Source organism: Lachnospira multipara ATCC 19207 (assembly GCF_000424105.1).
In the GTDB taxonomy this organism is placed as follows: domain Bacteria; phylum Bacillota; class Clostridia; order Lachnospirales; family Lachnospiraceae; genus Lachnospira; species Lachnospira multipara.
In genome coordinates, this window is record NZ_AUJG01000001.1 from 13,178 (window position 1) to 35,936 (window position 22,759).

20 protein-coding genes are annotated in these 22,759 nt (G+C 37.3%); 14 read left to right on the forward strand and 6 right to left on the reverse strand.

What is annotated here, in order from left to right; translation table 11 throughout:
• Positions 1-127: 127 nt before the first annotated feature.
• The 5 genes from G600_RS0100075 to G600_RS0100095 are packed head-to-tail and all read right to left on the reverse strand — an operon-like array spanning position 128 to position 5,071.
• The gene (locus G600_RS0100075; protein WP_027430107.1) at positions 128-808 is read right to left on the reverse strand and encodes a response regulator transcription factor; all 681 of its coding nucleotides are present in this window, start codon (positions 806-808) and stop codon (positions 128-130) included.
• Positions 809-825: 17 nt separating this feature from the next.
• Positions 826-1,821 (reverse strand): sensor histidine kinase, encoded by a 996-nt coding sequence (locus G600_RS13265; RefSeq protein WP_081669357.1) that lies wholly within the window; start codon positions 1,819-1,821, stop codon positions 826-828.
• A complete protein-coding gene (locus G600_RS0100085; RefSeq protein WP_027430108.1) occupies positions 1,811-2,998 on the reverse strand; it encodes an ABC transporter permease in 1,188 nt (395 codons plus the stop codon). The genes G600_RS13265 and G600_RS0100085 overlap by 11 nt, the downstream gene beginning before the upstream one ends.
• Positions 2,985-4,130: an ABC transporter permease gene (locus tag G600_RS0100090; RefSeq protein ID WP_027430109.1), complete on the reverse strand. Its 1,146-nt coding sequence runs from the start codon at positions 4,128-4,130 to the stop codon at positions 2,985-2,987. Before G600_RS0100090 ends, G600_RS0100085 begins: the two co-directional genes overlap by 14 nt.
• Entirely contained in the window at positions 4,130-5,071 is a 942-nt protein-coding gene (locus tag G600_RS0100095; RefSeq protein WP_027430110.1) for an ABC transporter ATP-binding protein, read from the reverse strand. The genes G600_RS0100090 and G600_RS0100095 overlap by 1 nt, the downstream gene beginning before the upstream one ends.
• Positions 5,072-5,339: 268 nt before the next feature.
• On the opposite strand from G600_RS0100095, the gene G600_RS0100100 reads away from it, so the two are divergent.
• The 13 genes from G600_RS0100100 (at position 5,340) to G600_RS13275 (ending at position 20,362) form a co-directional block, all read left to right on the forward strand.
• A complete protein-coding gene (locus G600_RS0100100; protein WP_027430111.1) occupies positions 5,340-5,825 on the forward strand; it encodes a ferritin in 486 nt (161 codons plus the stop codon).
• Between the two features lie 158 nt (positions 5,826-5,983).
• Positions 5,984-6,862 (forward strand): LysR family transcriptional regulator, encoded by an 879-nt coding sequence (locus G600_RS0100105; protein ID WP_027430112.1) that lies wholly within the window; start codon positions 5,984-5,986, stop codon positions 6,860-6,862.
• A gap of 174 nt (positions 6,863-7,036) precedes the next feature.
• The gene (locus tag G600_RS0100110) at positions 7,037-8,983 is read left to right on the forward strand and encodes an oxidoreductase (protein WP_027430113.1); all 1,947 of its coding nucleotides are present in this window, start codon (positions 7,037-7,039) and stop codon (positions 8,981-8,983) included.
• A gap of 150 nt (positions 8,984-9,133) precedes the next feature.
• Complete coding sequence (locus G600_RS0100115) at positions 9,134-10,375, forward strand: L-lactate MFS transporter (RefSeq protein WP_027430114.1); 1,242 nt, start codon at positions 9,134-9,136, stop codon at positions 10,373-10,375.
• A gap of 286 nt (positions 10,376-10,661) precedes the next feature.
• On the forward strand, positions 10,662-11,162 hold the full coding sequence (locus tag G600_RS0100120; protein WP_027430115.1) for a GNAT family N-acetyltransferase: 501 nt from the start codon (positions 10,662-10,664) through the stop codon (positions 11,160-11,162).
• Between the two features lie 181 nt (positions 11,163-11,343).
• Positions 11,344-13,659, forward strand: coding sequence for a glycoside hydrolase family 95 protein (locus G600_RS13270; RefSeq protein ID WP_051195282.1), 2,316 nt, complete (start codon positions 11,344-11,346; stop codon positions 13,657-13,659).
• A 148-nt stretch (positions 13,660-13,807) separates the two neighbouring features.
• Positions 13,808-14,149, forward strand: a complete 342-nt coding sequence (locus tag G600_RS0100130) for a (2Fe-2S)-binding protein (protein WP_027430116.1) — start codon at positions 13,808-13,810, stop codon at positions 14,147-14,149.
• 52 nt (positions 14,150-14,201) lie between these two features.
• A complete protein-coding gene (locus G600_RS0100135) occupies positions 14,202-15,797 on the forward strand; it encodes an FAD-dependent oxidoreductase (RefSeq protein ID WP_027430117.1) in 1,596 nt (531 codons plus the stop codon).
• A gap of 40 nt (positions 15,798-15,837) precedes the next feature.
• Complete coding sequence (locus G600_RS0100140) at positions 15,838-16,158, forward strand: (2Fe-2S)-binding protein (RefSeq protein ID WP_027430118.1); 321 nt, start codon at positions 15,838-15,840, stop codon at positions 16,156-16,158.
• A gap of 58 nt (positions 16,159-16,216) precedes the next feature.
• Complete coding sequence (locus G600_RS0100145) at positions 16,217-17,341, forward strand: NAD(P)/FAD-dependent oxidoreductase (RefSeq protein ID WP_034245031.1); 1,125 nt, start codon at positions 16,217-16,219, stop codon at positions 17,339-17,341.
• A gap of 76 nt (positions 17,342-17,417) precedes the next feature.
• Complete coding sequence (locus G600_RS0100150; protein WP_027430120.1) at positions 17,418-18,554, forward strand: tyramine oxidase subunit B; 1,137 nt, start codon at positions 17,418-17,420, stop codon at positions 18,552-18,554.
• Positions 18,555-18,598: 44 nt separating this feature from the next.
• Positions 18,599-18,946: a P-II family nitrogen regulator gene (locus tag G600_RS0100155; RefSeq protein ID WP_034245034.1), complete on the forward strand. Its 348-nt coding sequence runs from the start codon at positions 18,599-18,601 to the stop codon at positions 18,944-18,946.
• Between the two features lie 12 nt (positions 18,947-18,958).
• On the forward strand, positions 18,959-20,362 hold the full coding sequence (locus G600_RS13275; protein WP_034245038.1) for an APC family permease: 1,404 nt from the start codon (positions 18,959-18,961) through the stop codon (positions 20,360-20,362).
• Positions 20,363-20,467: 105 nt separating this feature from the next.
• Here G600_RS13275 and G600_RS0100165 read toward each other — a convergent pair whose 3' ends face one another.
• Positions 20,468-21,274, reverse strand: a complete 807-nt coding sequence (locus tag G600_RS0100165; protein WP_027430122.1) for a helix-turn-helix domain-containing protein — start codon at positions 21,272-21,274, stop codon at positions 20,468-20,470.
• Between the two features lie 189 nt (positions 21,275-21,463).
• Here G600_RS0100165 and G600_RS13280 point away from each other — a divergent pair, with 189 nt between their 5' ends.
• Positions 21,464-22,744: an apiosidase-like domain-containing protein gene (locus G600_RS13280; RefSeq protein WP_051195283.1), complete on the forward strand. Its 1,281-nt coding sequence runs from the start codon at positions 21,464-21,466 to the stop codon at positions 22,742-22,744.
• Positions 22,745-22,759 lie beyond the last annotated feature (15 nt).

Sequence of the window (22,759 nt, forward strand, 5' to 3'; positions counted from 1 at the left end):
CTTAAGCTTACAAGTAATTAACCATAAAGAAAAGTGCTATGGAAAGTGATGGGCAAGGCCTTTATAATCACTATCTATAGCACTTTTTACATGTCTTATTTTTACAAGTAAATACAGCAAATCTTATTTAGATATTCTTTAAATAAAAAATCGCAAGCTGAGTTCTATCTCTTAGGTCCAATTTTTCCAAAATTGTGGAGAGATAATTTCTAACAGTTCCCTCTGATAAGAAAAGTTTGCCAGCAATTTCCTTGTTTGAATAACCGTCTGCCACTAATTGAATTACAGCAAATTCCTTGTCTGTAATGTCGGCTGCGGCATAGTCAAAACTAGGGAGGGTGGCAGTTGCTAAATTTGCAGCATCTGAAGCAGAAAGCCCAGCAGCAGAAGTTCCCTGCATTAGCTTTGGCAACTTATTTATAATAGTTCCTCCAAAGACGCTTTGACCATTTATGGCAGCAGTGAGGGCAGTGTCTAATGCCTTGTAGTCCTGCTTTAAAAGATAGCCGCGTACCCCAAGTTTTAAGGCCTCGATAATATATTCGTCATCTGAAAATGTAGTCAAAAATAGGATGGTTGCCTCAGGGTGCTTCTTTAGAATTTCTCTTGCAGCTTCTAATCCATTCATGCCCTCCATTCTTATATCCATAAGAACTAGGTCAGGTTTTAATTCTTCATAAAGGTCAATAGCTTCCCTTCCACTATGTCCTTTTCCTACAATTTTAAATTCTTCCTTGCTTGAAATAATCATTTCAAGTGACATGGTAATAAGTTCGTCATCATCAATTAGTAAAATAGATTTTTGCATTTTTTCTCCCATCGTTATTAGAAATTCAACCTGGCAAAGATTGTAAAGCCATCATTACAGTAAAAGTAAGCATCACCGTTGCAGGCGTTAGCTCTCTGTCTTATATTTTCAAGTCCGATTCCTTCAAAAATTCCAGACTGAATCATCTTTTTAATATCAGAATTTAGTTCTCCGTTGTCAGAAATTGTAAGGGTACAAAAGTTTCTGTTTTGGTGCAAAATAATTGAAACCTTGTCACCCTTGCTGTGTTTAATTATATTTGTAACTCCTTCTTTTAGGATTCCAATAAGACTAAACTTAACTTCCTTTGGTAAATTATTTTCAAAATCCAACTCTGTAGAAACCTGAAAATTAGTGAGTTCCTTTATAATGTCGTCAAAATTTTTTGCAAGATCAATAGAGTCATCTCTAAGGTCATGGACAGAATTTCGCATTTTCTCCATGGATTCATCTAAAGTGTTTGATAGCATCTCTAGCTGGGGCATTATATTTTCATCAGAATTCATAGTCTTAATGGCGCCTAACAGTAGAATGGCGCGACTAAGCATGTGGCCTACATTATCGTGGATTTCTCTAGCAATTCGGTTACGCTCGTTTAGGGTAGCAAGGTGAATTTGCTGGTCCTGTTCAAGCACTAAATGCTTATTTTTATTTTTAAGTAAACTCTCGATTTCCACACTATCATCACGAGTTTTGTAGAGCTTTTGTTTATAAGTTATGACTTCTTCGTAAAGAATTGTGGAAACATAGGTAAAAACTAAAGACAATAAGAGGAAGGCCAAGTATATAGGAAAATTTGTCGGCTTCCTTATAATTAGAAAAATTAGGCAAACTACGAAAGGCACAAAGATAAGTGCATCTGCTAGTTTCCTTTTTGGAATTAAGATAGTGATTTCTAAGAATAAAAATGTGCAAATTGACACTACGACTGAACTTGTCGTAATGTCATTTGCATTTAATAAAATTATCAGCGAAATTGCTGCAATTAGTCTAATAAAAACATCAGTAAGCATATTGCTCCCTCTTTTTGTTAATAATAATTCCTGCTACAAAGAATATTATTGCATAAACTAATTGAATAAGCAAACATTCTATGAAATGGGAACTAAAAACATTTGAGACGCTGTGGTGCTCAATATATTTGCAACAATCTACAAACCAGTAAACTGGGAGAAGTTGAGAAAATTTCACAACTGTCGCCGACATAAACTCTGATGGAACAAACACTCCACATAGGAAACTCATGGAAAGAACAATCATATTTGAAAGCATGTTTATAAGGTTTGTATTTGAAGTTATTGAACATATAAAGTAAGCAATTCCAATTCCCAAAAACATTAGGAAAAATTCGTTAATTCCATAGAAGAAAAGCATGTGAAAATCAGGCTGATTTCTTCCAAGAATTGCGGAATAAATAAAGAAGCAAGTTGTTAACACAAAGCCAATTAGTAAAACCGCAAGGATAAGCTCTTTGTTACGGCTAGCAAAGGATTTTCCACTGATATTTATTCGGTCCTTTGAGTCCTTATCTTTTAAAAATCCTAGTACAGAAGCGATGCAAACTGTAAGAATCATAAGACAAGAGTAGGCGCTAAAAATAAATGAGCTTGAAATGGAAGCACTGTTAGTAGTTGACTTATAGTCGTTGTTTGAGTATATCTTAGTCTCTACAATGTCCGTTTTTTCCACTTGCTCTAGGGAGATGTTAATGGACTCCTCCTCACTATATCCGCAGTCTAGGTAAGTTTTGATGTCTGATAAAAATGTATTTATTTTCTGACTTATCAAATAACCGCTAGCGGAATTTGCAGAAGCAAGATACTGGATTGAATCTTCGTAATCTCCGGATAGAAGTAAATTTTTAAAATCCTTAGGTATAACAATTGCATAGTCGTAAATTTCAAAACGAACGTTATCATTGATTGCCTGATAGTCAAGTTCTTCGCTAGTTAAATTTAATTTTGTGATTTTCTGACTAGAATCTAGGTAGCTAATTAAAGCTTCACTGATGTCGCTTTTATCCAAATCTACCACTGCCACGTCAAGGCTTGTATCCTTGTAAATGTCGGCACTAGAGTTAGATGAAACCTTAGCTCTAACAACTGCAAATATGGCAAATACTAAAAAGTATATGATTATTGTTTGTGAAAAGCTTCTTAGAGATAGAAGCGTAGCCTTAAATACTGTCATAATTTCTCCTCCTTAAAATTAGAACACTAATAATTAGGCAAATGGCAATCATAAGCACCATTATTCCTAAATCCTGATAGTAGGCAGAAGTTTTGCCATAACAAGCTAGCTGATAAAGGCTATCTGTGAAAACTGTGGCAGGATTGATTTTATTTAAAATTGGGCAGAAATTCTGAATAATCTGCTGAATGCCGCCCATCATAAGTCCTGAAAAGAAGGAACATGTCATGGTAAAGGCAAGAGGTACCATAGAGAGGGCCAATTCATTTTTAAAGATAGAGCCAATCAAGGTACCAACTGAGATACCAAGGGCACTAGCTAGGCTAGTAATGGCAATGACCATGTAAATTGGTGAGCCCCAGTGAAGACCTAGGCAGTACTCTACATAGCAGATAACCACTGTGTTTGAAAGAGTTTGAAGTAATGTACCTGCAAGGATTCCAGCAAATATTGCCTTTAATTTATGTCCTGGTGCCAGCTCAAATCTTTTACCACATTCTGAAAGATTGGCACAAAGACTTGTCATCATAGCTGTGCTTACCCACGATGAGAAAAGTGAGGACATGGCAAGTAGGGCATAGAAAAATTGCATATACTGTGATACCCCAGATTTAAAGTCGTATTTTTTCAAAAAACTCATATTGGAATTTATACTAGCAATAAGAGTGTCAATTTCTTCTGGCTTCTCTGATAAAATTTTTTCAAAACTTGCTTGGTAATTTTGGTAGCTCTTTACTATCTGAGAAAGACTAGTGGAGATAAGACCATTTTCAGTAACAATGATTTCAATGTTGTCATCATGCTGGTAATAGATTCCTTCAATGTCTTTTTTGTTCAAAGCATCACTAGCAGCTTCTAAGCTATCAAAGCTAGTTACCTCAAGGATTTTACCGTGATCTTTTGTCTCTTTTGAAAGCTCCTCTATAACGGATAAAAAGTTACTATTTATACCATCACCAGCCACATAGGCAACCTCAATAGTGTCTAAACGGTTTGGGTCATCCTTAATCATATTGCCAAAGCCTAGATAGAAGGCGCTTGCAAGGACTAATGGAAAGAGAAAGTTCCAGCCCACAAGCCAGCGCATTCTAATTAATTGCTTTATTTTATAGAAAAATATTCTTAAAAACATTAGTCACGCAACTCCTTTCCAGTAATTTCTAGGAAGACATCATTTAGTGTTGGTAGCTTAGTTTGTACATGGCCGAATGGTATATTTTTTTCGCTAAAATATTCAAGTACATGTACAAGATTATGTTCGCCTCCATCTAGGCTAATAACAAGCTCGCCCTCGTTATACTTAGCGTCATAGACATGGTTGATGCCTTTGATATCCTTAAGTATATCCTCATTTATGGCAGGCATTCCTATGCAAATGCTTTCGCGAATCTTTAAGGAATTCTTTAAATCATTTGATGTGCCCTCGGCTACCTTCTTGCCGTGATCCATAATGATGATGCGGCTACAGATTTCCTCAACTTCCTCCATATAGTGAGAAGTGTAAATAATAGAAGCCCCTTGTCTATTCATTTCCTTAATGCCCTCAAGAATTGCGTTACGGCTTTGTGGGTCAACGGCAACTGTTGGCTCATCAAAGATGATTAAACTTGGTTTATGGGCAATGCCGCAGGCAATGTTAAGTCTTCGTAGTAAACCACCAGATAACTTCTTAGGCTTGTATTTCTTGTAGTCGCTAAGACCTGTAAATTCCAGGGCTTCCTCCACATAACGGCGGCGTTTACTTTTATCTTTAATGTAGAGCCCACAGAAGAAGTCCACATTTTCATATACATTTAAAGTATTCATAATAGCTACGTTTTGAGGGACTACACCTATTTTTGACTTAATGTCGTAGGCCTTAGGACTCATGGCCTTATCAAAAATTATTATCTCTCCCTTATCAAAGCTAAGAAGAGATAAAATGCAGTTAATAGTTGTAGTTTTGCCAGAACCATTAGGCCCTAGTAGTCCAAGAATTTCTCCCTGCTTTAATTCGAAGGAAAAATTGTCTACAGCGATTTTTTCCTTATATCGCTTAACTAAGTTGTTAACTTTAACTATTGAATCACTCATAAATTTATCTCCTTATTAAACTCCCTTATAATTATCAATTTACCTAGCATTTACTTACACAAGTTTAAAAGCAATTTCGTAAATCTAAAATTATAATATTAAATTCCTGCTCTGGATACTAGTGATTGCAGTCATTTCCTGCATGTGACAAATGTCATGTCTTTTTACATTTTCATAAAAATAAAAACTTTGTATTCCAATTATAGATATGGTAAACTAGCAATAGATATACATGTGTTAACTAAATAAATAGCAAAGGAGACGGACTATGAAACAGAATGTAGCGGATTTGCTTAATGCACAGGTAAATAAGGAGTTTTACTCTGCTTACCTGTATTTGGGAATTTCTAAGTTTTTTACAAAGGCTAAATTATATGGCTTTGCCAACTGGTATAGAGTTCAGGCTACAGAAGAGCAGGAGCATGCCATGAAGATTTATGATTATCTTCTAGATTCTAAGCAGGATGTGTGCCTTGAGGCCATAGATAAGGTGGATATTAAGATAGAAAGTGCCTTGGCTGCAGTAATTGAGGCGGACAAGCACGAGCAATATATCACTGCTGAGATTTGTAAGATTATGGATTTGGCGGTTGCTGAAAATGATTACACAACGCAAAGCTTCCTCGATTGGTTTATAGAGGAGCAAAAGGAGGAAGAGGAGAATTCAAGAAAGATGATTTCAAGGGTTGAGGCCGTTGGCAGCGATAGAAGACTTCTCTATATGTTAGATAAGGAAATTGAAAAGCGCGAATAATTAGCTGCTTTAAAAACGTTGAAGCAATGTAGAAAGATTTATGAACGCTTTACAGTAATTTACCCTTCGGCTTCTATGGCTGAAGGGTTTTTGCATAATTAGGCAAAGATAATACTTTTTGCTATTATATAAAAAGAAATTGGAAGGAGGCCTACAATATGGATATTAAAGATATACGTTTTTATATGGAATGCTATGAGGCAAGAAGTATCAATAAGGCAGCGAAGTCTTTATTTATCACACCTCAAGGACTCGGAAAAGCCCTGGATAGAATTGAAACAGAGCTTCAGGTTAAGCTCTTTGACAGAACCAAGCAAGGCCTTGTGCCAACAGAAGCGGGAGTTTTCTTTTATAAGAAAAGCCACAGAATTTTGGAGAGCACAAGAGAGCTTGAGGAAGGTCTAGAAGAGATTAAAAGCAAGAAGAAGATCTTTAAACTAGGCTATTCCTGCGGTTTAATCAGGATGTTGCCCTTAAGTGTCATTGATAAGATACAAGAGGATTTTGAAAATGTAGAGCTAAGTATCGAGGAATCCTCAAACCTTGATGTTAAGCAAAAGCTAGCCAAAAATCAGATAGACCTAGGCCTAGTAATTGGCCGTGTGGCAGCAGAGAATGTTATTGAAGTGGAGCTTGAAAGTAAGACCATGTGCGCAGTTGTGCCAAAGGGGCATAAGCTCTTTAATAGGAAAAGTCTAAAGATAGCAGACTTAAAGGATGAGCAGTTAATTAGTTTAAACGAGAAATATCAGGCTTATGATAACTTGATTAATTCCTGCGAGCGCGAAGGATTTTTCCCCCACATACGCATTAAAACCATGGAAGCTGCCATGATTTATGAGTTTGTTAGAGAAGGCATTGGAATAGGAATCGATGTGGACATCCATAATAGAGAAGGTCTTTTTGAAAATGTAGCTCTAATCCCTATTAAAGACGCCATTCCTTGGAGTGTCTATCTGGTTTATAAAAGCGAAAAAAGAAAAGATGAATGCTTGTTAAAGCTTGAAAAAGAGTTAAAAAAGAATGCAAGAAGGTAGAAACTATTAGTTTCTACCTTCTATTTTTTTGTTGATAGAATATTATCAACAAGGAGTGTTAAAATTATAACAAGTAAATGTTAAATAATTATCAATCCCTAAGGTTAGCAGTTAATTTGCGGTTAGAAATAAACTTAAAAGTAAAACACATTTTCAAGACAAGGAGAAAAACGTATGGAAAGAAAGTACCCACATTTATCAAGTCCAATTACAGTGGCTGGCGTAACTTTTAAGAACAGAATGTTTTCTGCACCAATGGGCGGAACTGACATTACAAATGATGGTTGTATCGGACCTAAGTCTACAGCCTTTTATGAGCTTAGAGGAAAGGGCGGCGCTGGTGCTGTAACAGTATCAGAATGTATGGTTCATCCACAGACAGATGGAAGTCATGCATATCACCTTGATCCTTCAATTTTAAACTCTCTTGCATGTGCAACTTACACAGCAGATGCAATTAGAAGACACGGCTCTATGCCTTCTCTTGAGCTTTCTCACTCAGGAATGTATGCAGGAACATATATGACAGATAAGTCTAAGCAAAAGAGCATGAATCAGTGGGGACCATCTGATACAGTTCGTCCTGACGGCGTAGAAGTTAAGGCTCTTACTAAGGACATGATTGATGATATCGTTAAATCTTACGGTGAAGTTGCTGCCATGGCTAAGCGTGCCGGTTTTGAAATGCTTATGATCCATGGTGGTCACGGTTGGCTTATAAACCAGTTCTTATCACCTTTCTTTAACAAAAGAACTGACGAGTATGGCGGAAGCTTAGAAAATAGATGCAGATTTGCAAAGGAAGTTCTTACTTCAGTAAGAAATGCAGTAGGCCCTCGTTTCCCAATTGAATTTAGAATGTCAGGTTCAGAATTCTTCGATGAAGGTTATGGCCTTGAAGAAGGTGTAGAAATCGCTAAGCAGTTAGAGTCTTATGTAGATATTCTTCATGTTTCTGCAGGTACATACCAGAGAACATTTGGTATTACACACCCATCAATGTTTGAAGAACACGGAAGAAACGTATATCTTGCAGCTGAAATTAAAAAGCATGTATCAGTACCTGTTGCAACATTAGGTGGACTTAATGACCCAGCTCAGATGGAAGAAATCATTGCCTCTGGAAAGGCTGATATTGTCTACATGGGACGTGCTCTTTTAGCAGATCCATATCTACCAGAAAAGGTTATGCAAAACCGTGACGATGAAATAGTTCGTTGTCTTCGTTGCTTTACATGTATGGCAGAACGTGCAGCTACATCAACAAGACGTTGTACAGTAAACCCAATTATTGGTCGTGAAATCGAAGGAGATGAAGTAACTAAGGCTCCTGTTAAGAAGAAGGTTTTAGTTGCAGGTGGCGGTCCTGGTGGACTTTATGCAGCCTACACAGCAGCTAGACGTGGCCATGAAGTAATTCTTTGTGAGAAGGAATCAGAACTTGGCGGAATCTTAAAGAGTGAGCAGGCAATTCCTTTTAAGTATGAAATGTATCAGTTAACAGGAACTTATGAGAAGTTAGCTCGAGAAGCTGGTGTAGAAATTCGCTTAAATACTGAAGTTACTAAGGAATACGCTTTAAAAGAAAATGCCGATGCAATCATTATTGCTGTTGGTTCATCACCACTCATACCTCCAATTCCAGGTCTTGATGGTGAAAATGTAGTAATCGTTAACAACTACTACAAGGAAAAGGAAAAGGTTTCTGATGAAGTTGTAATTCTTGGTGGTGGCCTCGCAGGTTCTGAATGTGCAATTCACTTAGGTCAGGAAGGTAAGAAGGTATCTATCGTAGAAATGAGAGATAGCTTAGCACCTGATGCTAACGTAAGACATCGTCCATTACTCTTACAGCAGATTGATAAATATGTGGATGTACATACAGGACTTAAGGCCGTTAAGGTAACAGCTGAAGGTGTTGAATGTGAAGATAAAGATGGCAATGCTGTATTCGTTAAGGGTTCAAGTGTTATCTGTGCCCTTGGTCAGCGTTCAAGAACAAATGTAGTAGAAGAATTAAGAGATTGTGCTCCATTTGTTAGAGTAATCGGTGATGCAGCTAAGGTTTCAACAATTACTAATGCAGTATATTGGGGCTACCACGCAGCACTTGATATCTAAGATGTAACTAACCGGTGCTTTTACATTTTCATAAAGATAAGTACTTTTGAAAATGTAAAAAGCCCGGAAATATAATCACTAAAGATAGGTCGTCATTCCCAAGGCGACCGCACCTAGCAAAATAATATAAAAAAATTGAGGAATAAAAATATGAATTTAGGAATTAAAGATTTAGATAAAAGAAGATGGGTTGTCCTAATTGCAGGATGTTTTATTAACCTTTGCTTAGGCTCAATTTACGTATGGAGCGTTTTCTCAGCAGGAATGGCAGATTATTTAACAAGCACACTTGGAAAAACAGTAACTTCTGCAGATCTTGCTATTGTTTATACAATTGCTAACTCAGTTGGCCCTATCACTATGATTTCTGGTGGTTGGTTTAACGATAAATTTGGACCAAGAAAAGTTATTTTAACAGGTGGTATCATGTGGGGACTTGGTATGTTCCTATCAGGTTTTGCCACAAGCGTTAACATGCTTATTGTAACTTATGGTCTTATTGGTGGCCTTGGTCTTGGAATGGCTTACGGAAGCACAATTTCAACTTGCGTTAAGTTCTTCCCAGATAAAAGAGGTTTAGTAGGTGGTATTACAACAGCCGTTTATGGTATGAGTTCCGTAATTTTACCTCCAATCGTTACAGTAATTGTTTCTAAGACAAATGCAACAACAGCCTTCAAAATCGTAGGTGTTGTATTTATGGTACTTATTGCAGTTTCAGTAATCTTCCTTGAGAAGTGTCCTGAAGACTACACACCAGCAGGCTTTAAGGCAAACAAGGCAGTAAAAGCACAGGTAAATATGAACTGGAAAGAAATGTTAAAGACACCAACTTTCTACGTAATGCTTTTACTTCTTACATGTGGTGCCTTTACAGGTATGATGATTACATCACAGGCTTCTTCAGTAGCACAGCACATGGTAGGTTTATCAGCTGTAGCAGCAAGCCTTGCAGTATCTGTATTAGCTTTATTTAACGCTTTTGGTAGAATTATTGCAGGCTTTATTTCAGATAAGATTGGTAGAATTAACACATTATTCTTAGCATGCTTACTTGCTGTAATTGGCCTTTCATGTCTTTATAATTCAGGCATTGGAACAGTAATTTTATTCTATGTTGGCCTTTCAATCGTTGGTGTAAGCTACGGTGCTTTTATGGGCGTATATCCAGGTTTTACAGCAGATCAGTTTGGCCCTAAGAACAACTCAGTAAACTACGGTATTATGTTTATTGGCTTTGCAATTGCAGGTTACTTTGGTCCACAGATTATGGGAACAACATTTGCAAAAACAGGCGCATATCAGAATGCCTTCATGTACTCTATTGTATTCTCAATTGTAGGTATCGTATTCACATTTATCTACAAGCTAATTGCTAAGAAGAATAAGTAGAAAAATGTATAGCAAGTTTGCAAACTATAATAAGTATGCAAACCATAGCAAGTATGCAAATGCATAACAATATTGATCTCCTCACATAATATAAAATCAAAAACAAAGGGAAAGTCTGGTGAAAGCCGGGCTTTTCTTTTTATTGCGGTGACTTAATTGAATTCTATCCTTAAAAAGCGACTTGTCACAGATATAAGTAGAGTATAAAATATCTAAGATAATGCATTTATTTATATTTCATACGAATGTGAATTGGAAGGAAGATATTGGAAAGGAAATTTTTATTATGAAAATTAGAAATGCAGTAATAACTGATTTAGATCGCATTATGGACATTTATGCCTATGCAAGAAAATTTATGGCAGAGCACGGAAATCCAACACAGTGGGGACCCACAAATTGGCCACCAAGAGATTTAATTGAGGAAGATATTACAAGAGAAAAAAGTTATGTCTGTCTTAATGATGAAGATAAGGTAATTGGTGTATTCTTCTATAATTATGGTAAAGACGTTGATCCAACTTACGGTGATATCACTGATGGAACATGGCTTGAAGATAGTCCATATGCAGTAGTTCATAGACTTGCAGTGGATGGTTCAGAAAGAGGCATTGGTACATTTTGCTTAAATTGGGCCTTTGAAAAATCAGGACATGTAAGAATTGATACTCATGGTGATAATAAGGTAATGCAGAGCTTACTTACAAAGCTTGGTTTTAAGCACACAGGAACAGTTTATGTAGAAAGTGATGATATGCCAAGAATTGCATATGAGAAGATATTTTAAGCCGCTAGTCCTACTTTTCCCGAAATAAGCAAGTTTTATCCCCGAACTTCTATTTAATTATCTTGCATTTATCTCACTTACTATATAAGATTTAACTATATACTTTATTTAACTAGATTCTTGCGAGATTTTTACGAGATTTTCACGAGATTCTCACAAGATTCTTATTGGGGAGGATAAGATGAAATCTTTATTTTATGAGGAAGCAGCAAAAAATTGGAATGAGGCATTACCTTTAGGAAATGGCTTTTTAGGGGCCATGGTTTTTGGGGGAACAGGGATTGAACGTTTAAGTTTAAACGAGGATAGCTTATGGTATGGAGGATTTAAGAATCGTGTAAATCCCGATGCTAGGGAATCTATTCCTAAAATTAGAAAATTATTAGAAGAGGACAAGCTAGAAGAGGCGCAGATACTTGCAGATGAAACCTTTGCAGCCTGTCCTGATTCACAGTGTCATTACGAACCCTTATGTGACTTATTAATTCAGCAAGAAAGTACCTATGAATTGCAGAGTTTGCATGGAATGCGTTGGCTTAATGATAAGGATATGTCCAAAATGGAAATAGAAAATCATAACTATAAACGAGAGCTTGATCTTGATTATGGAATTATGAAAGTTGAATATAATGGACATGATAATCGTAAATATAAACGAGAAATTTTCATATCTAATCCTAGTCGAGTGCTGGTTATGGATTTTGAGGGTGAGCCTTCTAGAATCCTAATGCGCAGGGATAGATATTTAAGCAAATTGGAAAAAATCGACAATAACACTATCGCCTTATCTGGTCAAACAGGAGATGGTGGAGTTAGTTATGTGGCAGTTTGTAGAGTGCTTGGAGAGGAAGTTTGTGCAAGAAATTCTTTAATTAAAACAGGTGGAAAATTTAAGCTCTATTTAGCAGCAGCCACAAGTTATAGATATGAAGATCCAAAGGGTAAGGCTTTAGAATGGGTTGATAAGGCTAGCAAGGTGGATTATGAAATCTTAAAGAAAGAGCATATGTCTGATTTTAACCAATATATGAAGCGTTGCTACCTAGAATTAAAGAGCGATACAAGGTCTAAAGATGAATTAGAAAATATGCCTACTAATTTACGTTTAAAAAGATTTGTGGAAAATAAGGATGATTTAGGTCTAATAAATACTTATTTTACATTTGGCAGATACTTACTTCTTAGTTCTTCAAGAGAAGGCAGTTTGCCAGCTAATTTGCAGGGAATATGGAATAAGGATTTTTTACCTGCATGGGATAGTAAATTTACCATAAATATTAATACCCAGATGAATTACTGGCCGGCGGAAAGCCTTAATTTATCTGATTTACACAAGCCTCTTTTTGATCATTTATTTAGGATGCTTCCGAAGGGAAAAGAAGTGGCTAAGGAAATGTATAATGCTAATGGTTTTGTGGCACATCATAACACAGACCTTTGGGGAGATTGTGCGCCACAAGACACTTATGGTGCGTCTACCTACTGGCAGATGGGAGCGGCTTGGTTAAGTTTACATATTGCCGAGCATTATTTCTTCACTAAGGATCTTGATCTTTTAAGAGAAAATGTGGTCATTATGGAAGAGGCAGCGAAATTCCTTATGGAAACGATGCAGGAAAATAAGGATGGTTTTTATTTTGTTAGTCCTTCAGTTTCCCCGGAAAATAAGTATTTAACAAAGGATAAGAAAAAGGGAACCCTAACTAATTGTGCTGCTATGGATGCTCAGATTACATATGAGTTAATGAAAGATTTGTGTATATGTGAGAAAGCTTTGGGGAAAGAAACTAAAAAATATCAGGACTTTGTGGAAAAGCTTCGTCCAATAGTTGTAGAAAATGGACTTATTAAAGAGTGGATAAGAGATTATGAGGAGATAGATTTAGGTCATAGACACATTTCCCACCTCTTTGCTCTATACCCTGGAAGCCAGATAAAATCAAAAGCAGCTCAAACCCAAGTAAAGCTAGATAAGGCAGGTAAGACAATGCAAGGCCAGACAATGTCAGATAAGTCGGAAATTTTTACGGCTGCAAGAAATACCCTAGAGCGAAGACTTGCCAATGGTGGTGGTTACACAGGTTGGAGTAGGGCTTGGATAATCTGCATGTGGGCAAGACTCCTTGATGGTGATAAGGCTTGGGAAAATATTGTTGCTCTACTTGAAAAATCCACTCTTACAAATCTTTTAGACAATCATCCACCATTTCAGATTGATGGAAATTTTGGCAGTATTGCAGGAATTTCAGAAATGCTACTACAAAGTCATGAAGGCTTTATAAACATTTTGCCAGCACTTCCAAAGACATGGAAAGAGGGCAAGGTTTACGGACTTAGGGCTAGGGGTGCTTATACCGTTAATATTTCTTGGAAGGAAAATGCATACACAGCCGAGATAATTCCTGATTTTAAAGGAACTTTAAAGTTAGTTGATGGGAAAGAGATAGAACATGAAGCTAAGGAAAAGATAGAAATAAAGGCATCTATTAACAACTAAAAAATTATTTGTAAACTTTCAAAGTTATTAGTTCCGATTTTTACAATACAAGCTATATGAGAAAAGTTATTATATAGCCATAAAGCAAAGGCAACGGGGCCGAGGTCATAAGACTTCGGTCCTTTTTTTATAGAAGGGAGAGTTTGAAATGGAAGTAAGAATTAAGGAACATCCGATACTTGGAGAGGTTAAGAAAGGAAGACTAGTTAAATTTACTCACGATGGTCAAGTCTTTGAAGGATACGAGGGTGAGCCAATTGCAGTGGCCCTAAAGGCAGCAGGAGTTTTAGTTCATAGATATACAGAAAAGAAGCATAGTCCAAGAGGTGTCTTTTGTGCCATTGGCCGTTGCACAGACTGCGTAATGATTGTAAATGGCGAGCCAAACATCAGAACCTGCGTAACCCCACTAAAAGAGGGCATGACAGTAGACACACAGTATGGCACAAGTGATGAGCCATTTGTAAAAGAATTAAAGGAAGCAAAGTAAGCATAAGCATTCGGGAAATCGTTTATCCCAGAAACAAACAGGAGGAATTCATATGGAACGATACGACTTAATAGTTATCGGTGCTGGTCCATCGGGCTTGTCCGCAGGAATTGAGGCAGCCAAGGCCGGAGCTAGTGTAATTATTTTTGATGAAAATGAAAAACCAGGGGGACAGTTATTTAAGCAGATTCACAAGTTCTTCGGTTCAAAGGAGCACAGAGCCAAGGTTAGAGGCTTTAACATAGGATACCAATTATTAAAAGAAGCAGATGAGGCAGGGGCTAAGGTTGAACTTTTGGCAACAGTCCTTGGTATTTATCAGGATAAGGAAGTGGTGGTAAAGATTAAGGATGGAATAAAGCATTATAAGGCAGATTCCATAATCGTAGCTACAGGTGCTGCTGAAAATATGGTGCCATTTAAAGGTTGGACATTGCCTGGAGTTATTGGTGCCGGAGCTGCACAGACAATGCTTAACCTCCACGGAATCCTACCGGGAAAGAAAGTATTAATGCTTGGTAGTGGAAATGTAGGATTAGTTGTTAGTTATCAGCTAAAGCAGTGTGGCTGTGATGTGGTGGCACTTGTGGATGCCGCACCAAGAATCGGAGGTTATGGCGTGCATGCAGCAAAAATATCTAGAATGGGAATTCCATTTTACTTACCATACACCATTAAAAAGGTGGAAGGTACAGATCACGTGACTGGCGTAACCATTGCAAAGCTAGACCCAAGTTTTAAATTTATAGAAGGCACTGAGATGCATTTTGATGTAGATACTGTCTGTGTTGCGGTAGGTTTATCACCAATGAGTCAGCTACTTAAAATGGCCGGTTGCAAGATGGAGGATAATCCAAGAAAAGGGGGCCAAGTTCCAATTATTGATGAACATGGACAAACTTCTATTCCAGGCATCTTTGCGGCAGGTGATGTTTCAGGAATTGAAGAAGCAAGTTCAGCCATGATTGAAGGTAGACAGGCAGGCATTTATGCTGCAAATTACCTAGGTTACATCGAGGATGAGCTTATGAAGGAGAAGGAAGATGAGTTAGATAAGGCGCTAGACGGCCTAAGACAAGGCATGTTTGCACCATCCAATAGAGGAAAGAAGATTGAAAAAACAGAAGAAGGAATCGACATTTCTAATAACTTATTGGCAAAAGGCTTTGTAGCTGACGAGGAGATAGAAAGATTCCCAGGAGTAGTTCACAAGTTAGGAATCCACCCGGTTATGGAGTGCACACAGAATATTCCTTGTAATCCATGTCAGGATGCATGTCCTAAGAAATGTATAAAGATCGGTTCAAAAATCACATCATTGCCCGCAGTTGATGAATCTGTAGACTGTATAGGATGCGGAATGTGTGTAGCATCTTGTCCAGGACAGGCCATTTTCTTGGTCAATGAAAATGTAGGCGAGGGCATGGCAGAAATCACTCTTCCATATGAAATTTACCCTCTTCCAGAAGTAGGTGAAAAAGGAATTGCTCTATCAAGAGCAGGACATCCTCTTTGCATAGCAGAGGTAATAAAGGTAAGAACAGGACTTGCTTTTGATAAGACAGCAGTGCTTACAATCAGGGTTCCAAAGGAATTTGCTATGAAGGCAAGGTTTTATAAGAATGAAAAGTTAGCTAAGTCAGTTTAGATTTACCGTAAGCATTTCATTTTCAAAAGGAGGTTTAAGAATGCACGAACTTGTAGATAGAAGTCTTAAAGACGAGGAATTTGAGGAAAGAGAAGATGACGACATGCTCATATGCAGATGTGAGGAAATCACAAAAGGTGAGATTAGAAGAGCAGTGCATGACGGAATGTATACCATGGCTGAGATTAGAAGATATCTTCGTTGCACCATGGGGCTATGTCAGGGCCAGACTTGTGCCAAGCTTGTTAAGGGCATTGTGGCAAAGGAGTTAGGCGTTAGTCCAGATAAGCTAGAGCCAGCAACAAGCAGATCTCCTATGAGACCAACAGAGATGTATATAATCGCGAATGAAGAAAAATAATGTATTGAAAAAATAAGACATTTTAGAAATGTAAAAAGATAAAAAAGGAGGGAATCTGATGATAACAGCCGACACAATCGTAGTAGGGGCAGGAATTATTGGAAATGCCATAGCCTACTATTTAGCTAAAAAAGGACAGAAAGTAATTGTTTTGGAAAAATCGGACAACATTGGTGACGGAGGTTCCTCAAGAAACGGTGGAGGTGTAAGACAATCTGGACGAGATCCAAGAGAGTTGCCACTAGCCATGTATGGAATTAAGAATTTGTGGCCATATCTTTCAGAAGAGTTAGGAACAGAGGTTGAATATTATAAAAAGGGCAATTTAAGACTAGGAAAGACAGAAAAACACAAGGAGATTTTAACAGGTCTTACTAATAGAGCAGTGGCTTGTGGCCTAGATGTAAGGATGATAGATGCTTACGAGGTTAGACAGATTAACCCATTTTTATCAGAAGAAGTCAGCTGTGCAAGCTGGTGTGAAACTGATGGACACGCAAATCCCCTACTTGCAACCCTTGCTTACTATAAGGCAGCAAGAAGGCTTGGAGTTAGATTTATCACAGGAGAGGAGGTTCTAAGTCTTAAGAAACTAAGAGGCAGATTAAGACAGGTTATTACAGCCCATGACATTTACGAGGCAGACAATATAGTTTTGGCAAATGGCATTGCAGCTAGAGATTTAGCAGCTTATGTAGGAATTGATATTCCAATGTCTAGTGCTCTTCTTGAGTGTCTTGTAACAGAGGCTGAGCCTAGAATGTTTGAGCAGATGCTTGGTACAGCAGAGGCAGATTTTTACGGACATCAATCAAAGCATGGTTCCTTTGTAATAGGCGGCTCCTCTGGTCTTGAGGCAGTAAACAAAGATAACGGAACTCCAATTAATTCAAGCATTACAGCAGCATGTATTGCTAGGGGAATTATTAAATACATTCCAAAGTTATCCCACGCTAAAATCGTTAGAACTTGGGCAGGCTGGATGGATCGAATGGTAGATGGCGTGCCAGTAATTGATAAGGTAGACGAGGTTGAAGGCCTATACCTAGCTTGCGGTTTTTCAGGACATGGTTTTGGAATCGCACCAGCAGTAGGTTTAAATATGGCAAATCTAGTTTTAGGAGAGAATTTAACTTGCGATATTTCAGGACTTGCCTATAACAGATTCGCTGCGAAAGCCTAAAGAAGCAATTAATAAATTGGGGCAAGAGCCCTACAATAATCAACTACTACAAAAAGTTAATAAGGAGGAAATTATTATGAGTTATCCACAGGTAGATTTTTTATATCTTAATGAAAATGATGCAATCAAAGCAGGTGTGGCAGATATGCCAAAATGTATCGAAACAATGGAAGAAATGCTTAAACTTATGAAGATGGGCGATTTTAGAATGGGCGGTGCTAACGGCAATTCCCACGGTTGCATGGTAACTTTCCCAACAGAATCGCCATTCCCGGAAATGCCAGTAGATGCCCCAGATAGACGTTTTATGGCAATGCCAGCTTACCTTGGTGGCAAGTTTGATATGGCAGGTATGAAGTGGTACGGCTCTAATGTTGAGAACAAGAAGAAGGGCCTTCCAAGATCAATTCTTATGTTAACTTTAAACGATAAGGATACAGGAGCTCCACTTTGCTATATGTCTGCAAATGTATTGTCAGCCGTTAGAACTGGCGCCATCCCTGGAGTTGGTTTTAAATATTTTGCTCCAAAGGAAACTAAGGTGGTAGGTATCATTGGACCTGGGGTTATGAGTAAGACAGCCCTTGCAGCAATGATGGCAGTTAGACCAATGATTGAGACAATTAAGTTAAAGGGTAGAGGTATCGCATCCATTAATAAGTTCATTGATCACATCCATGAAAAATATCCAACAGTCAAGGAAGTTACTGTGGTTGAAAACATTGAAGATTGCGTAAGAGATTCAGATATAGTCTATGCCGCAACTTCTTGTCCAAGTGGTGATCCAATGCTTTATCCATACATTAAGGAAGACTGGGTAAAGAAAGGGGCAATGATTTGTACAACAGCAGCCCTAAGATTTGATGAAGACTTCATTATGAACAGAGCAAGAACAGTAACAGATAATATTAAGCTCTATGAGGCTTGGGAAGAAGAGTATAGCCCTAATGCCTATAATCAGATTCCAATCCCAGCCGTTAAGGTTATGGATTTAATTGCAGAGGGTAAGATGAAAATGTCAGATATTGACGATTTAGGCGACGTCTTACTTGGCAAGATTCCAGTTCATAGAAAAGAAGATGAAATCGTAGTTTATTCAGTAGGTGGTATGCCAATTGAAGATGTTGCTTGGGGTACTGTGGTTTATAGAAATGCTCTAGAAATGGGAATTGGTACAAAGCTTAATCTATGGCAGGAACCAGCTCTTGCTTAAGGGCGTAATTCGCAATACATTTTCAAAATAGGGAGGAATTGTTTATGGAATTTAAAAGAATAGAGGTTGTAACATCACTTTATAAGTTGTCAGATTTACAAAAGGCACTAGGTAAGCTAGGAGTTACAGGAATGACAGTAATTCAGGCGCTTGGCTGTGGTGTTGAAAATGGAACACAGGAATATGAGTTAGAAATGAAGAAGACACCTGAATTATTACCAAAGCAAATGGTAATGCTAGTTGTAGAAGCAAGCCTAGTTGATAAGGTCGTAGATGTTATAAAAAAAGAACTTTACACAGGTCATATAGGAGATGGCAAAATCTTTGTATCAACAGTTACTAATATAATTCGAGTTAGAACTGGTGAGGAAGGTGAAGCAGCACTTAACTAGGGAGGAATGCTTATGGAAAAAGGAAAATTAGGTCTCCCAAGCGTCATAGCAACGGGAGTAGGTTTAATAGTTGCTACTAGCTGCTTAATGTCAGTGGGACAAGGTGCTGGTAGCCTTGGAATAACATTTATAATATCAATGCTTATGGCATGCGCAATTAACATTACAACAGCCCTTTGTTTATCAGAGTTAAATGCCCTAATGCCTAACTTAACAGGAGGTCTTGCACAGTACACACTAGCTTCCTTTGGTCCATTTATTTCAATAATCACAATGGTAGGTGGCTATCTTGTATGTAATACAATCGCTGGTTCCGCAGAATGTGCCATGTTTGGTAACACATTAACTGGTGTATTTAATACAAAAATTCCTGGAAGCGTATTTTGTATAGTCCTACTTTTAATACTAATCGCAGCTAATCTTCACGGCATAGATTTATTTGCTAAGATTCAAAATGTAGTAGCCTATGGTCTTATTTTTTCAATTTTTATCATGGGTATTATAGGAGCTTTTAAGCTTGGTACAGGGGAGGTTGTAGAGCAGCCACTAGTTTTAACATCTAATATGTCAGATATATTTTCAATGGTTGGTTTAGCCTTCTTCTTATTCTTAGGATGTGAATTTATTATTCCCATCGCTCCAAACGTTAAGAATCAAAGAAGAAATGTACCTCTTGGCATGATTCTAAGTCTTTTAATTGTAACAGCCATGGAAATTATCTTAATCCTTGGAATGCACAATTACACTGACTGGGCAACACTTGCAGGAGATGCAGCCCCACACGTACTTTACGGAATTAGCCTCTTTGGTGAATTCGGAAAATACTGGATGGCCCTCATTTCAGTCTTTGCAGTTGTAAGTACAGTAAATTCCATTATTTCTTCCCTTGCCTATATTTGTGCAGGTATGGCAAAGATTGGCCTATTGCCTAAGGTCTTTATGAAGAAGAATAAAAATGATGCGCCTTTTGTAGGCATTCTACTAATCGGCGGCACTATGGTATTAATTAATGCAACAGGCCTATCCACAACTTCACAGTTGTCACTACTTATCCTTATTGGATGCGTATTCTGGATGGCAGCCTACTGTATTTCATCCCTCAATGTCCTAGTATTTAGAAGGAAGATGGCAAATGTACCAAGAACCTTCAAGGTGCCATTTGGTCCCGTAATTCCAATAGTTGGTATAGTTGGTAACATTTTCATGATCTATAATATAGCCTCTGATACTGAGACAAAGATGATAATCTACAGAACAGTTCTAGTAATCTTTGCAGTCCTAGCAGTTTATGCCTTTATCTGGGTTAAGAAGGTTATGAAACGCCCGCTATTTAAGGCCTATGAGGTTAAGGACATTATGGCTATGGAAAATGAATTGTATCATCTAGTTAGAGAAGAACAGAAAAAAAGCGCATAAACAACTTTCCTAAAAAGCGACATAAATAAAGAGACGCTAAGCCATAATAATAGTGGCTTAGCGTTCTTGTTATGTAATAATGAGTGAAAAATATATCTACACAATTTACTGGAAAATAAACTTATCGCTGTAATTACTAGTATTTACTAGTTTTCTATAAACCGCTGGGGTTTTGGTGGTAAATTTTTTAAACTCCCTTATAAATTGGGCCTGGTCGTAGTAGCCGTGGGCTTCGCTAATATTTGTAAAGGAATTATTAGGCTCGCGGTTTAACTGATCAAGGGTTGTTTGAAAACGAATAATATTTGAATAGGCCTTTGGAGAAAGTCCACAATATTCATTAAAAAGTTTATTAATATAACGGACACTGTAATTAAGTTCCGACTCAAGTTCATTTACCCTTATTAGACCCTTGCTGTTGTTGATACATTTTCTTGCATAACTATAAATGTCATAAGTAGAGTTCTTCCAAGCAGGTTTATTCTTGTCATTATAAAAACTTAAAAAGGTCTCAACCTTATTAAGAAAAGTCTTGGCATCGTTTAGTTTATCAATTAAGTCTCTCTTTCTAAGACAGGCCTCGAGTTCAATGGTATTATCAAGAAAATCCTTAAATCGACCATCTAGAAAGTCAGGTACAACACCGGGTACAAAGCGAACTCCAAAGTATTTGTGATCCTTTTTGGTATCTATTGCTGTGCTTTGTAGAACGCTGCCAGCAGCATAGGGCTTGTAACTATAATCCGTTAAATCAAAGAGAATATCAATGCTAGCGTCAGGTACCACTAGGGTGTGAAGGTCAGAAGAAAGGTCTGATTTATACTCGTAAATGTGTGAAATACCGTGTTTTGTTAGCTCTCTTTTGTAGTACTTGCTTGCTGAAAGTGCGAAATAAGGTTGAATTGCTCTCATTTATTAATCCCCCGAATAATATTTTTTGCCATCTGCTTAAAAAACAATAAAAAAGGACAAAGAAATCTAAAACGACTTCTTTGTCCATAAAAAGATATTACTACAATTGATATGAATTGTAAAATGAAAAATTAATTGCTATGATACTAATTGTAGTTGCTAAGAAAAAATGCATCTGGGGAGGTTTTTATGTTTAATAATTCACTTAAAGTAATGGAGGACAAGCCATATTTTATAAAAGATAATAAGCCTTTTTTCTGGCTTGCAGATACGGCTTGGCTTATATTTGCCAATTTAACTAAAGAGGAGGCATACATTTTCTTAAAAAATAGGGCAGATAAGGGCTACAATGTAATTCAGGCGGTGCTTATCTATGCTACAGAGGGCATGAAAGATATTAATAAGATGCCTACAAAAAGATATGATTGCGATAAAGAAAGTTATTGGCAGCATGTTGAAGAGATTATTGATATGGCAAAAGATTTAGGGCTTTACATGGCTTTAGTGCCAACTTGGGGAAGTTTGGTAAAAAAAGATATTTTGAATATGGATAATCTAGAGGAATATATTAGTTTTCTTGCTGATAGATTTGGCAAGAAGGAAAATGTTATATGGCTTATAGGAGGCGATATAAAAGCCGGTCCTTATGTAGATTTATATAATAAGATGGGTAGGCTTTTTAAGGAAAAAAATCCTGATAAGTTAATAGGTTTTCATCCTTTTGGAAGGTGTTCGTCTAGCTTGTGGTTTAAGGATGCAGATTGGTTGGATTTTAATATGTTTCAGTCTGGACATAGAAGATATGACCAGTGTCAGATGGGAGCCTGGGATGATACAAGTAATCAGTTGTCTTTATTTGGAGAGGATAACTGGCGCTATGTGGAATTTGATCATGTAAGCTCTAATAGACCAACTCTTGATGGAGAGCCTTCTTATGAGCAAATATTACAAGGCCTGCATGATGACACTCAACCTTACTGGCAATCAAGGGAGGTAAGAAGATACGCTTATTGGTCTGTGTTTGCTGGAGCTGCCGGACATACATATGGAGATTGCTCAATTATAATGTTTTATGATGGTAGTATAGACGGAGTGGTTTATGGAGCTAAGGATTATTGGCAAAAGGCTATGCATCATGAAGGTTCAGGACAGATGAAGCATCTTAAGGACTTAATGGAGTCAGTAGATTTTACTAATGGTAAATCAAGAGATGATTATTTAATAGAGGGGCAGAGAGAAAAGCACGATAGAATTGCTGTATTTGCTTCTGATGATTTCTTGTTTGCCTATAATTATTTAGGAAAGAACTATAAATTAGATACTAGTGCTTATATTGGAAAAGATATTTATTATTTTAATCCAGCTACAGGAATTTATAGCTACATTGATAAGGTTAAAACTGATATCTACCAATATGAACAAATTCCAGATTACAATGGAAACACAGATACAGTGTTGGTTATAAAATAAAAAAGATAATCCCTA

Coding starts and splice junctions, on each gene's coding strand:
- G600_RS0100115 (WP_027430114.1), top strand. CDS start 9,134: ATGAATTTAGGAATTAAAGATTTAGATAAAAGAAGATGGGTTGTCCTA.
- G600_RS0100145 (WP_034245031.1), top strand. CDS start 16,217: ATGATAACAGCCGACACAATCGTAGTAGGGGCAGGAATTATTGGAAAT.
- G600_RS13270 (WP_051195282.1), top strand. CDS start 11,344: ATGAAATCTTTATTTTATGAGGAAGCAGCAAAAAATTGGAATGAGGCA.
- G600_RS0100150 (WP_027430120.1), top strand. CDS start 17,418: ATGAGTTATCCACAGGTAGATTTTTTATATCTTAATGAAAATGATGCA.
- G600_RS0100165 (WP_027430122.1), bottom strand. CDS start 21,274: ATGAGAGCAATTCAACCTTATTTCGCACTTTCAGCAAGCAAGTACTAC.
- G600_RS0100155 (WP_034245034.1), top strand. CDS start 18,599: ATGGAATTTAAAAGAATAGAGGTTGTAACATCACTTTATAAGTTGTCA.
- G600_RS0100105 (WP_027430112.1), top strand. CDS start 5,984: ATGGATATTAAAGATATACGTTTTTATATGGAATGCTATGAGGCAAGA.
- G600_RS0100110 (WP_027430113.1), top strand. CDS start 7,037: ATGGAAAGAAAGTACCCACATTTATCAAGTCCAATTACAGTGGCTGGC.
- G600_RS0100120 (WP_027430115.1), top strand. CDS start 10,662: ATGAAAATTAGAAATGCAGTAATAACTGATTTAGATCGCATTATGGAC.
- G600_RS0100100 (WP_027430111.1), top strand. CDS start 5,340: ATGAAACAGAATGTAGCGGATTTGCTTAATGCACAGGTAAATAAGGAG.
- G600_RS0100135 (WP_027430117.1), top strand. CDS start 14,202: ATGGAACGATACGACTTAATAGTTATCGGTGCTGGTCCATCGGGCTTG.
- G600_RS13280 (WP_051195283.1), top strand. CDS start 21,464: ATGTTTAATAATTCACTTAAAGTAATGGAGGACAAGCCATATTTTATA.
- G600_RS0100130 (WP_027430116.1), top strand. CDS start 13,808: ATGGAAGTAAGAATTAAGGAACATCCGATACTTGGAGAGGTTAAGAAA.
- G600_RS0100075 (WP_027430107.1), bottom strand. CDS start 808: ATGCAAAAATCTATTTTACTAATTGATGATGACGAACTTATTACCATG.
- G600_RS0100140 (WP_027430118.1), top strand. CDS start 15,838: ATGCACGAACTTGTAGATAGAAGTCTTAAAGACGAGGAATTTGAGGAA.
- G600_RS0100095 (WP_027430110.1), bottom strand. CDS start 5,071: ATGAGTGATTCAATAGTTAAAGTTAACAACTTAGTTAAGCGATATAAG.
- G600_RS0100090 (WP_027430109.1), bottom strand. CDS start 4,130: ATGTTTTTAAGAATATTTTTCTATAAAATAAAGCAATTAATTAGAATG.
- G600_RS13275 (WP_034245038.1), top strand. CDS start 18,959: ATGGAAAAAGGAAAATTAGGTCTCCCAAGCGTCATAGCAACGGGAGTA.
- G600_RS13265 (WP_081669357.1), bottom strand. CDS start 1,821: ATGCTTACTGATGTTTTTATTAGACTAATTGCAGCAATTTCGCTGATA.
- G600_RS0100085 (WP_027430108.1), bottom strand. CDS start 2,998: ATGACAGTATTTAAGGCTACGCTTCTATCTCTAAGAAGCTTTTCACAA.